Origin of the sequence: Halalkalicoccus subterraneus (genome assembly GCF_003697815.1) — an archaeon.
In the GTDB taxonomy this organism is placed as follows: Archaea; Halobacteriota; Halobacteria; order Halobacteriales; family Halalkalicoccaceae; genus Halalkalicoccus; species Halalkalicoccus subterraneus.
Genome location: NZ_RDQG01000085.1, coordinates 278,154 through 289,271, shown reverse-complemented (window position 1 = coordinate 289,271; position 11,118 = coordinate 278,154). Strand labels below are relative to the sequence as shown.

9 protein-coding genes and 1 pseudogene are annotated in these 11,118 nt (G+C 50.8%); 5 read left to right on the top strand and 5 right to left on the bottom strand.

The genetic code is table 11. The annotated features are described in order from the left end of the window. The first annotated feature begins 195 nt into the window (after nucleotides 1–195). From EAO80_RS18665 to EAO80_RS18650, 4 genes and pseudogenes are all read left to right on the top strand, one after another. Nucleotides 196–630, top strand: coding sequence for a PIN domain-containing protein (locus tag EAO80_RS18665; RefSeq protein ID WP_122091317.1), 435 nt, complete (start codon nucleotides 196–198; stop codon nucleotides 628–630). A gap of 416 nt (nucleotides 631–1,046) precedes the next feature. Beyond that, entirely contained in the window at nucleotides 1,047–2,516 is a 1,470-nt protein-coding gene (locus EAO80_RS18660) for a hypothetical protein (protein WP_211330771.1), read from the top strand. A 350-nt stretch (nucleotides 2,517–2,866) separates the two neighbouring features. Continuing rightward, nucleotides 2,867–3,130, top strand: a pseudogene (locus tag EAO80_RS20940) (diacylglycerol/lipid kinase family protein); the annotation flags it as partial. 34 nt (nucleotides 3,131–3,164) lie between these two features. Then, nucleotides 3,165–4,316 carry a thiolase family protein gene (locus EAO80_RS18650; RefSeq protein ID WP_122091333.1) on the top strand — a complete coding sequence of 384 codons (1,152 nt, stop codon included), beginning with the start codon at nucleotides 3,165–3,167 and terminating at the stop codon, nucleotides 4,314–4,316. Between the two features lie 101 nt (nucleotides 4,317–4,417). On the opposite strand, the gene EAO80_RS18645 is transcribed toward EAO80_RS18650, so the two are convergent. From EAO80_RS18645 to EAO80_RS18635, 3 genes are read right to left on the bottom strand one after another with little or no spacing between them, the layout of a single operon-like run. Then, complete coding sequence (locus tag EAO80_RS18645) at nucleotides 4,418–6,103, bottom strand: thiamine pyrophosphate-binding protein (RefSeq protein WP_122091315.1); 1,686 nt, start codon at nucleotides 6,101–6,103, stop codon at nucleotides 4,418–4,420. Continuing rightward, a complete protein-coding gene (locus EAO80_RS18640) occupies nucleotides 6,100–8,151 on the bottom strand; it encodes a TRAP transporter permease (RefSeq protein ID WP_162994089.1) in 2,052 nt (683 codons plus the stop codon). Before EAO80_RS18640 ends, EAO80_RS18645 begins: the two co-directional genes overlap by 4 nt. A 4-nt stretch (nucleotides 8,152–8,155) precedes the next feature. Beyond that, nucleotides 8,156–9,232 carry a TAXI family TRAP transporter solute-binding subunit gene (locus tag EAO80_RS18635; protein ID WP_122091313.1) on the bottom strand — a complete coding sequence of 359 codons (1,077 nt, stop codon included), beginning with the start codon at nucleotides 9,230–9,232 and terminating at the stop codon, nucleotides 8,156–8,158. A gap of 492 nt (nucleotides 9,233–9,724) precedes the next feature. On the opposite strand from EAO80_RS18635, the gene EAO80_RS18630 reads away from it, so the two are divergent. Further along, nucleotides 9,725–10,246 carry a winged helix-turn-helix domain-containing protein gene (locus EAO80_RS18630; protein WP_122091312.1) on the top strand — a complete coding sequence of 174 codons (522 nt, stop codon included), beginning with the start codon at nucleotides 9,725–9,727 and terminating at the stop codon, nucleotides 10,244–10,246. A 9-nt stretch (nucleotides 10,247–10,255) separates the two neighbouring features. On the opposite strand, the gene EAO80_RS18625 is transcribed toward EAO80_RS18630, so the two are convergent. After that, a complete protein-coding gene (locus EAO80_RS18625) occupies nucleotides 10,256–10,696 on the bottom strand; it encodes a MaoC/PaaZ C-terminal domain-containing protein (protein WP_122091311.1) in 441 nt (146 codons plus the stop codon). Further along, complete coding sequence (locus tag EAO80_RS18620) at nucleotides 10,693–11,118, bottom strand: PaaI family thioesterase (RefSeq protein WP_122091310.1); 426 nt, start codon at nucleotides 11,116–11,118, stop codon at nucleotides 10,693–10,695. Before EAO80_RS18620 ends, EAO80_RS18625 begins: the two co-directional genes overlap by 4 nt.

Sequence of the window (11,118 nt, the reverse complement as noted above, 5' to 3'; positions counted from 1 at the left end):
TGAGTTCCGAGAACTCGTCTTGATGTGTGCCGTCCACAACATCAGGCAGACCGTGAACCAGTGAAATCAAACTACGTCTGGCGATTCACCACGGCCCAACAGACGGGTACGTTCGCCGAGTTTGAGGGATACGACGGGACGAAGACGACCAATGTGAGAGCCGATCACGATTCTTGGGGTGTCGACCCCGAGTAAATGCCCCGTGCACTCGTCGATACAACGGTTCTCTTTGCGGCAGCATACCGTCGAGATAGTTTGCATGATGATGCACTCCCAATCCTTCAGGGCATTGACGATGGATCTCTTCCGGAGGCAGTCATCCTCGATTACGTGCTCGCGGAAACACTCAACGGACTCACAACGCATGCCGGTCACACTGCAGCTGTCGATCTCCTTGATCGCATCGAGGAAAACGCACACTTCCACATCGACACGCTCACTACAGCCGCTCTCGCATCGGGAAAAGCCTTGTTTAGACAGCACAGATCCCTATCGTTTGTCGATGCCTGTATCATCGCCTCTATGCAAACCGAGGGGCTTGGCTACCTCTACGCATTCGACGATGATTTCGATATCGCTGACGACGTCTACCGGCTTGATACGGCAACGAATCCATACAATCCGACCTGATAGCGCTATTAACGCCCTTACAATCATATACCGCTGATAATAGGGAGACTGTTTCTGTGGTGGGATCTCGCCTATTACTTGTAGCTAACTATAGCAAGAATCCAATGCCTTGTGCAACAAGTACCGTTATGAATGACATGAGGTTGCACAAGACCGTATCTGATCACACCGTGGTGTGATATGGTTCTGAAGTAGAATTGACGAACCCGTTTCTGGCCCTTCTACTACTAATCAGGAGGATGTTCGGAGTTAGCAATAGGAGCTGAGTATTCGATAGATACAGTAATGGATTAGATTATCTCTTCAATAGGGTGGGATTAAAATCCTGATATTAGATTTTAGTTGACAATAAATAAGTATCAATATAGTATCTGTTATATCGTAGCATGAAAGAAAATAGGACGAACCACAGTGACATGAAACGTAGAGGCTATCTCAAAGGACTCGCAGCAACTGGACTTGGTACCAGTGTACTAACTACGGCTACTCGCCGTTCAGGTGCACATACTGGAAGCCATAATACAGATACTGCTAATAGAGGCGACCTTTACCTCGTTTTCGGTGCCGATTCTTCTTCAGACGAGCTTGATTCGTGGGTTGAAGACCATAGAGACGAGATTCACCCCGACTCACAGCAAGCGTCTGCACAAGTCATCCAATACCAGGATGTCACGCAGATCGATGTTAATCAGCAGAACAATGCTGTTGCCATTTCCGTTAATGGTGGTGAAGCAGAAGCGATTCAAGCGGCTGAACAAACCAATTCAAATAGCCAGTCTGGAAGTGCTGAGTCAATTAATGTAGAACAGGAAACGAACAACCAAACTTTCAGCAATATTAACAACGCGTATATTGTTTTTGCTGAAGAGGCTGAGTGTCGTGAATATTCCGGCTGGGTCGTCAGCGACGAAAGCTATCAGCCGGACCAGTCGTCTCAAGCAACGATTGAGCAAACCCAAGAAGTTGATCAGCTTAACTACAACAGTCAGAACACGGCTGTTGCGATTGCTGAGGGAGGAAGTTGTTCACAGGCATCACAGCTGAGTTATCAGGAGAACGAAAACCTGCAAGCTGCTGGGACTGTTGCAGTCAATAGTGGCGAGGGTAACAGTCAGAGTGCTGAATCCTCCGTTGAACAGGGCCAAGAAATCACACAGCTGAACGTCAGTGAACAAGGCGTTGCCATTGCGATCGCGGTTGGAGAACACAGCGTTGCAGAGGCCCAACAGCTTAGCTTCCAGTCAAACCGAAACGAACAACTCGCCACTGCAACGGCACTCAACTTCGATTCGATGTCAGTCGACAGCGTTGTCGCAAAGGCTGATATGAGTGGAGAGCTCCTGAGTGAGAAGCTGTCATACTCGACAGACGGGTCGACCCAATCTAATACACAGGAAGCCGCAGCCAATATTTCGCAAGTTCAGAGTGTTGGACAGGAGAATATTAACCTCCAGAACGCGGCGATCGCTGTTGGGCTAGAGAACAGTGAGGCCACAGCCCGACAAGCAAGCTACCAAGGGAATTTCAACGCCCAAGTTGCATCGGCCACTGCCGTAAATAGTAACGACGGAACTCACAGCGCAAATGCAGTGCTCAATGGTGCAGATATGACTGGTGATGAGTCGTGGGCGATCGCGTATGAGAATGGAGATGACGAGGTTGAACAGCAAGTGGCTGAGATCGAGATCGATCAGTTGCAGATCGTCCAGCAGTTGAACGTGAATGAGCAGTTTGGAGCAATCGCATTTGCGACGGGCTGTGGAGAGGCAATGGCTGAGCAGTTGAATTTCCAGCTGAATGAGAATATGCAGGCAACCGAAGCGACGGCAGTTACTGGAGATGATGAGAACACCACCGAAAAGGAAAGCAGGTGTGAGAAGAACTGAGTAGTACAGAAGATTCCACAGAGGACACTAGCAATCTATATCACCATCCGTTATCAGCACTCTGGAAGGCCGTCCCGCCTCTCATAAAGGATAGAAGTGAGACGATCTGCCTTTTTGGTGGTATCGAGCTTCTTGGGAAGCCGTATAATAAGACGACGTTGGATTCAGTTCTGATGAGTGAAGCTCGACCAGGAGGTTCTATCAAGAGTAGTAGTCAATGAATGATCTCACTACTGTAGGGATACAGAGGAGATACGACGCCTTGTTTTAAGTCCAGTAAGTGGTGGTGGCGGCATGCCGAACGGGCCTACCAACTCGCTTCTTCATATGAATTTTCGGTCGTTGAGACCGATCACGCCGAACACGGCATTGAACTAGCTAAGCAGGCCGCAGCCGACGGCGTTGACCTACTTGCCGTCTATGGTGGTGATGGAACTATCCATGAAGTCGTTCAAGGACTCGTTGCAGCCGAAGCTCTCGGACCCGTGATACTCTGTGTTATCCCTGCAGGAACAGTAAGCATCTGGCTGATAGGTTGGATATTCGAGGATTGCTACTACTCATATTGTAAATTATATACCAATATTACCTACCTTATAAAAATATTCCCGTAGTTATACTTAAGTTTGTTAAAATCAAATGGGGAATATGGAAGCAGATACCACTCCAGTAATTGTACAAGCACTTCGAACTCCCCAAGGGAAAGAAGGCGGTGTACTCGCCGATATCCGCAGCGAAAATCTCTCGATTCCGTTAATCAACGAGATACTTACGGAAACCGGACTCAGCGGCGAAGATATCGATGACCTGATGTGGGGCTGTGCTCAGCAACGTGGTGAACAAGACAATAACGTCGCGCGTGTTATCGCACTACTTTCAGAGCTTGGTGAGGGAACTCCTGCGACGACGATCAATCGCTGGTGTGCTTCTTCGATGCAGGCGATTATCTCTGCCTCTGATGCAATCCGCGCCGGCCAGCGCGACGCAATCATTGCTGGCGGGGTCGAATCAATGAGTCGAGTCCCAAAAGGTGGTCAGTCCTATCAGAACCTCCACCCACAGCTTGCAGAGCAGTACAATGTCGGCGAACTAGAGATGGGAATGACCGCTGAAAATGTGGCCAAAAAATTTGACGTTTCACGGGAATCCCAAGACAAGTACTCACTACGGAGTCACCAACGTGCTGTCGAGGCAACAGATTCTGGACGTTTTGACGACCAGATCGTTCCCATTAAGACCGAAAGCGGTACTGTCAGCGAGGATGAGGGGATTCGCCGGGATACTTCGATAGAGGCCCTTTCGGGGCTGCCCACAGTGTTCAAGGATGATGGTACCGTCACACCGGGCAACGCCTCCCAGATCACTGATGGTGCCGCGGCGACGCTGATAACAAGTCGTGGGTTCGCAGAGGATCACGACCTAAAGGTGCTCGCGGAGGTCGGCTCGAACAACGTCGCGGGCGTCGATCCGACGATTATGGGTATTGGGCCTGTGCCCGCGACCAAGGGACTTCTCGAACGGACAGGACGGGAAATTGACGAATACGACCTCGTCGAACTTAACGAGGCGTTCGCAAGCCAAACGCTCTACAGCCAGCGCCAGCTCGACGTCCCCGACGAGAAGTTCAACGTCAATGGAGGGGCAATTGCGCTGGGTCATCCGCTGGGTGCCAGCGGCGCACGGTTGCCAGTCACGCTGGTCCACGAACTAATCGAGCGCGACGCCAAGCGTGGGCTTGCAACGCTGTGTGTCGGGTTCGGACAAGGAGCAGCAATCGAGTTCTCACGGCCGAAGAAATAGGGGACTGAGGGACGGGTACGGGGTCTTTAGCTCTCAAGTTCCACTCACTACGAGTGATTTCGTCCAAGGAGGCAAGCACGATGAATCGACAGCCGAGTACTTCAGTCGTGAACCAGCACGTCTATAACAGTCGGTCCACCCTCCGCAAGCGCGTCTTCGACCGTGGGGGCGATGTCGGCAGGTGTTTCGACCGATCGCCCCTCAGCTCCATGGCTCTCCGCGTTGGCCGGAATGTCCACCGGTGGCTCGAAGTCCATACCAACATAGTCGTGGTCTGCGTCGCTACCGCCGAACAGTTTGATGGTATTGTCCTTCAGAATGCGATAGTTCCGGTTATCCACGACAACTACTGATAAATTCACATCATGACGCGCCGCCGTATGGATCGCGTGCGGGTAGTAGAGATACGATCCGTCGCCAACAAATCCCATTACGTTACGAGGTGTCTCGCGCTGATCCTCCGCAATTGCTGCCCCAACCGCCGCCGGCAATCCGTACCCCAATCCGCCCCCCTTGTTCGAAATTATTCCTTCCGCCTCGAGCGGCCACCGGTTTAATAGCGCATACTTCGATGTAACGCCCTCGTCGACAATGTAGGCATCAGGAGCGGCCTCTCGAAGCTGATCAACGAGTTCGGCCTTCGAGGCACGTGGGTCATCTGACCCGTCGCCTGTTCCCGTCGAGTTAAGGATCGAGGCAATCGACTTGCGGGCGTCAGCGACACGCTCGATTCGCGATACACGGATTCCTTCGTCAAGCCGCTCCTCAACGTGATCAGCCAGTTCGGTCATGACTTCGCCGGGATCACCGAGCACAGCGGCATCGGCAGGCTGGTGCTTTCCCAGCTCCCAGGCGTCCGGTCCAAGGTGGATACATGTCGTCTCGCGATCGACTAGCGGGTTCTCGTGTCGGACGAGGGTTGTGTTGGTCGAACAGCCCGCAAACACCAGCGTGTCGACATCCATGAGGTTCCCAGCCAGCTTTTCATCCGGTGGGACGTACGACAACCACTGGTCGTGCTCCGTTGGGAAGTTTACCTCTGAGGAAAGAATTTCGCCGTGAACGCGAAGTCCAGCTGCCTCGGCCAGCTTCACTGCCGATTCGACGGCGTTACGCCCCATACGAGCGACGTGGTCGCCAATGATCATCGTCGGCTCCTCTGCCTCTACAAGCAGCTGTGTGGCTCGCTGGATCTGTGTCCGGTCTCCTCGGCCAGCAGTGGGAATCTCGCCCAGCCGTTCGGGTTCAGCATCTGTCTCGGCCATCATCGTATTGAGCGGTAGACCGAGAAAAACCGGGCCAGTCGGTGGAGTAAGCGCGACTCGAAAAGCCCGTCGGACCATCGATGGGAGCGCTTTCACGTCAAGTACTTCGGCACTCCACTTAGTGAACTCCTCGGCCATTCCCACGAGATCGCCCGATAGAATTGGTTCTTCATGGCGGAAATCGGTACTGTGGTTGCCGGCAGTGACGACTACTGGTGCACCCGCTATTCTCGCGGCGTAGAGATTACCTAACCCATGGGCAAGTCCGGGGGCGAGGTGAAGGTTCGCCACGCCTACTGGTAGGACGCTATCGTCGTTATGGGCGTGGTACCGCCGGGTACTAGCATAGCCGCCGGCCATGCCAACTGCGATGTCCTCGTGGAGTCCGAGTATGTATTCGAGATCACTGTCAGCAAGTGCCTTCAACACCGGAAGCTCGGTCGTTCCTGGATTGCCAAAGACGTATTCGACTCCATACTGTTCGAGCGCATCGACGAAACATTCTGCACCTGTGGAAGTCATGGTCGGTTGATTTTCGATGGGATCGGTAGTTGTGAGATGCTCTTGACGTTCGAGAACGTTAGTAGTGCGAGGATAGCTGCTGCTGCTACTGCTTGCACTATAATATGGCTGACTGACCCGAACATCGCACCGCAGGCAAGTATGACGTACAACCCTCGAAGGAGGTATCCTAGACGCTTTGAGCCGTCGTAGCCAACGGTTGCGACAGTTAGCGCGATTGTTCCCGTAAGTACGAGTGGGAACGCTATTAGCGTCATTGGCAGCGACCAGTAGATGAGACTATTGTTGGTAACGAACGCAAAGGGAATGACAAACCCTGGTGCACCGATTCGAAGCGCCTGTAGACAGGAACGTGTGAAACTCGTGTCTGCGATCCGCGAGCCGACAGCGACAGAGATCGCTACTGGCGGAGTGATTGCAGACAGCATGGCAAAGTAGAAAACGAACATATGGGTGGTGATTTCTGGGACATTCATTGCGGTAACGCCCGGCGCAACTAGAATCACGACGAGGATATAGGCTGCAGGCGTCGGCATCCCGAGCCCAAAGAGAATGCTAGCAAGCATTGCCAGTAAAAGGACGACCAACAACGAGCCACCGCCGAGACCAACGATTAATGTACTCACCCGTTGGGCCAGTCCTGTTTGTGTGAGCAGCTCAATAATGACTCCCATTGCTGCGAGTACACCAACAAGAGGGGCCATCTCAACTCCACCCTGATGGAGTCCGTCAATGGTCTGTTTGATCGTTTTAGATACGGTCTTGCCGGAGGCACCGTCAACAAGAAGGTTTCGAGCTGGAACGACGAGCATGATCGTGAAAATAGTGTACATGCCGGCGCTCAATGGAGTGAACCGGAGAATAACAAGTGTATACAGCAGAACTCCAAGAGGGATCGTGAAATGAATTCCTTGTAACAAGATGCGTGGTTCGAACTCAGTTAATTGTTCGTTCGTCCATCCGAATTTTAACACTGCAAAATGGATGCCAATCCCAACGCTGAAGTAAAACAGGGTAGCCGGTATCAGCCCTGCACGGATGATATCGACATACGGAACTCCAATGATATCCGCCATGAGAAACGCCGCCACGCCCATAACCGGTGGTAGCATTTGGCCGCCGGCACTCGCGACACCCTCGATCGCGGCAGCGAAATCATCACGAACGCCTTGGTCCTGGAGCATGGGAATGGTGAAACTACCCGTTGTTGCGGTGTTCGCTGCGGCACTACCCGTGATTGAACCCATGACCATGCTTGCAATCACCGCGACTTGGACGATTCCAGTTTGAAGGCTCGATCCGATCTCGCGCCCAGCGTCAAGAACGAAGTCCATTAGTCCATACGCCTTCGCGATCCCCGCAAACATGATGAAAATTGCGACCCAAGTTGCGCCAATACCCATCAGCGTCTCGTGATACACTCCTGTGAGACCAATCGCGCCATCACGGGCGATTTGCTCCCAGCTCATTCCGGTATGCCGGAGAACGCCGGGCATGTTCGGACCGACAAGCGAGTGAGCGTAAAGAATCGCTCCGACGGTAACGGCGGCGATAACGTTCCCGAACGCTCGCCGGGTCGCGTCGACTGCGAGTGCGATTAGCGCGACCCCGATCAATAGATCCGTTTCCGTGTATCCGACCACCGGCGCGTCGTAGAACAGTCGATCGAAGTTGAGCTCAACGTATGCAGTTGACCAGAGCGCAAGAAATGCAAGTCCAACTGCGACTAGTGGGTCGATACGGTGAGCAACTGAACGAAGTGTACTAATCACTCCAGTTGAACTACCACCACCCGCGGACGTAGCGGTATTATCGATAGCAGTCTTAGTTGTCTGATTACGCGTTTCGTAGCATTCGCGGACATAATCCAGATAGAACAACGCAATCCCCATTCCGACAAAGAGATTCGAGTAGCGAAGTCGAATAAAGAAAAGCGAATAAGCATAGTAGATTGTATACAGTGTGAAGGTAATGCCAAGTAGATAGACAGAAGCTCGAAGAACATTGAGCGGAGTTACCCATTCTGGTAGGCTAGACTGGTCCGCCATTATCTCAGTCCTCTCCACGTTCAAACTCCTCGTTCCAGATGCCTATCTCTTCGTAGAAGTCGGCCGCTGCAGGGTGGAAGGGCACGTTTTGATATGAATTTTGGATCCAGAATGATTCCTCTTCAAGCTGAGACAACAATGCATGGTATTCCGCCAATCCATCGCGATTCTCATACAGTACAGTAAGGAACTCATAGACTGCGTCGTAATCTAAGTCATTCCGACCTACGAAATTGTACGAGAACGCGACACTCCAGACCTCTTCTGGAGCAAAGGCGGCGTTTTCAAGGTCAGACCCAGGGAATGATTCCGCGATCAAACGATCGTCATTCTCCCAGGCTTCAACTACGTTGGTAGGAACCTCAAGAATTCGGAGGTCGACGGTGCCCATCATTTCTTGAAGCCAGCCGGGAACAATCTCGAAGTTCAGATAGGTTCCGACGCCAACATCAAGACGCCCTTCATTCATCGCACTAGCTTGTTGTCCGTAGTTCTGGCTAACGCGTTCGTAATCCTCTGTGACGTACTCAAGTGCATGCTCAAGGGCTGATGCGGTTCCTGATCCTCTAGGCGTTGGTGAGATTGTTGTATCGGACTCGATGTCAGCAAGTGATTCCAGCCCTTCATTCGCTGTACAGAAAAACCAGGGCAGGTCGTAGTAGTGGAAGATCTGATTCATCGTAAAATCAAGGTCTCCAAACGGCTCAGCTCCTTCTCTGACGTCTGCAGCGGACCAATTTTGAATATAGACCATCTCGGCCTCACCGCTCTGTAACGCCCCAATATTTGCTTCAGTGCCAGGACTAGTCTGTGCCTCGACAAAAACCGCGTCCGTATTTTCGTTGATAGCTGCCGCGATCCCCTGATTGCCGGCATAGGCAGCTGTAGTCGACGTAGAGGTCCGCATCCGTAACGTCGTTGCACCTTCTGGAGACTCTTCTGAAGAGTTACCATCCTCATTACCACCGCCATCGATCTGTTCGGGTTCGTTGTCGCCGATACAGCCAGCGAGGCCAAGTGCACCAGCACCTGTCGCCCCTAAAAATACCCGCCGTCCGATCCTATTGCGAGTGTCTCCCATCGTCTGTTTTCGAGTTCGGTCCTCTTTAGTTACCATTGTTAATATTCATTGGGTATCCTCCCCCATTGTTAATAACTGTTGGGGTATATGGGTTATATAGGTTAGCTGTTCTCTATAAATGTACTATGGAATTCAAAAGTTATAGATATTTCTTCTATTGAAGAGTATACCTAATTGTCAGAATTATCTTTAAACCATCAATAAAAGAATATTTTTCATTACTATCGATTTTTATATATTCCAATATAGAGACTAGATTCGAAGATAGATCCACAATATCTTGCAATATCCCTGAATTCCTCTCACGGTGGATATCTTCCTCTACTCTATGAATTCTGGTTTTATGATATTGAGAGCTTTCTAATCCTAGTAATAAGAACGGAATACGTCAAAAGTCGTAAAGAAAGTTTTAACTATGAGCTAAAAGATGGTATCATGAATCAGTTGTTTTGACTCGAAACGGACACAATTGACCACTCGAAATTTAAATACATGCCCACTGATACCCCACCAGATTGGGAATTCAAGGATCGCGACGTTGTCATTCTTCGTGAGCTCTCGAAGAACCCACAGATCTCCTCGCGCAAACTAACGGAGGTGCTTGAAGAAGAGCACAATATCGATGTCTCGCATGTGACAGTCAGCGAGTCAATCCGTAAGATGCGCCAGCAAGGCGTCTTCCGCGAGGCGATCATTCCTAATGAAGAGTACTTCATATTCGGATTGTTCGAATTCAAATTCAATCCTAAAAACTTCAAGGACAATTGGCGTGATGCGATGGAATACATTCGTGATGATCAACATACTCTCTTTTACTTCCTTTCTGATGGGGAGTACCAATGGAAATCAGTGATGATGTTCCCGTATCGGCAGGCTGAATCACGATGGATTCACGAGTTCTACAAAGAACATGGCGATGTAATTGATAACATTCGTAACTCCGTAGTCCACAATGTGGTGAAGTTTCAGACTGACCCAGAGCTGCTAAACGACCTCTCAAAACACGGAGAATAACTCGAAACGCTATCTAACAAGCGAGAGAAATTCGCAAGCAAGCACGACATTTCCGTGCTGATTTTTGACTTGTAGATCATATCGTATTAAGCCATTAGCGATAGGATGATCCCGTTGTTCTGTTTCGAGAACTTTGCTCTCGACATGGATCGTATCGTCTAAGAATACCGGTTTCACGAATCGCAGTCGGTCGATACCGTAGAAGGCGACGATTGCATCTTGATCCTGTTCACTTCGGGACTGCCAGAGAAGTCCCGTCATTATACTGAATAGGAGCGCACCATGGATGATTCGCTCGCCGTATTCCGATTCTTCCATCCGCTCTGCATCAGTATGGAGGTAGTTGAAATCACCGCTGATGCCAGCAAAGTTCATGAGATCGGTCTCTGTGAGTGTTCGTCCTTTCGTTTGGAAGGACTCTCCGACCTCAATTCTAGTAAATAGGCTCATGAATCTCGAAACAGTCGATAGGTTGTACGTCCCACTGCAATTGAACTATCATCGTCTATGTTCTTGACAGTGACATCTGTGACACCCGTTGTTTTGCCTGCACGGAGTACTTCTGCCTCAACAACCAAATCGTCTGTCGCCGGGCGTAGATACGAGACATTGAGATCTGTCGTCGCAAGGCGTGCCATTGTGGAATCCTCAAAGGTGGTTCGAAGTGCGAAGCCGCTTGCAGTATCAATTAGAGTTGCTGCGATTCCGCCGTGAATCAATTCATCCCCCCCAGGGTTGTAGAGTTTCTCATCCGCCTGCATGGTCATTCGAATTCTCCCGTGTTCAATATCGTCGATTTGCAGGTTGAGCCATGAGAGATATCCATGTTGTTCGATGAACGACCGTAGCCCATCAGGAGAGGTACTCGACAT

Coding starts and splice junctions, on each gene's coding strand:
- EAO80_RS18620 (WP_122091310.1), bottom strand. CDS start 11,118: ATGTCGAGTACCTCTCCTGATGGGCTACGGTCGTTCATCGAACAACAT.
- EAO80_RS18630 (WP_122091312.1), top strand. CDS start 9,725: ATGCCCACTGATACCCCACCAGATTGGGAATTCAAGGATCGCGACGTT.
- EAO80_RS18640 (WP_162994089.1), bottom strand. CDS start 8,151: ATGGCGGACCAGTCTAGCCTACCAGAATGGGTAACTCCGCTCAATGTT.
- EAO80_RS18650 (WP_122091333.1), top strand. CDS start 3,165: ATGGAAGCAGATACCACTCCAGTAATTGTACAAGCACTTCGAACTCCC.
- EAO80_RS18625 (WP_122091311.1), bottom strand. CDS start 10,696: ATGAGCCTATTTACTAGAATTGAGGTCGGAGAGTCCTTCCAAACGAAA.
- EAO80_RS18645 (WP_122091315.1), bottom strand. CDS start 6,103: ATGACTTCCACAGGTGCAGAATGTTTCGTCGATGCGCTCGAACAGTAT.
- EAO80_RS18660 (WP_211330771.1), top strand. CDS start 1,047: ATGAAACGTAGAGGCTATCTCAAAGGACTCGCAGCAACTGGACTTGGT.
- EAO80_RS18665 (WP_122091317.1), top strand. CDS start 196: ATGCCCCGTGCACTCGTCGATACAACGGTTCTCTTTGCGGCAGCATAC.
- EAO80_RS18635 (WP_122091313.1), bottom strand. CDS start 9,232: ATGGGAGACACTCGCAATAGGATCGGACGGCGGGTATTTTTAGGGGCG.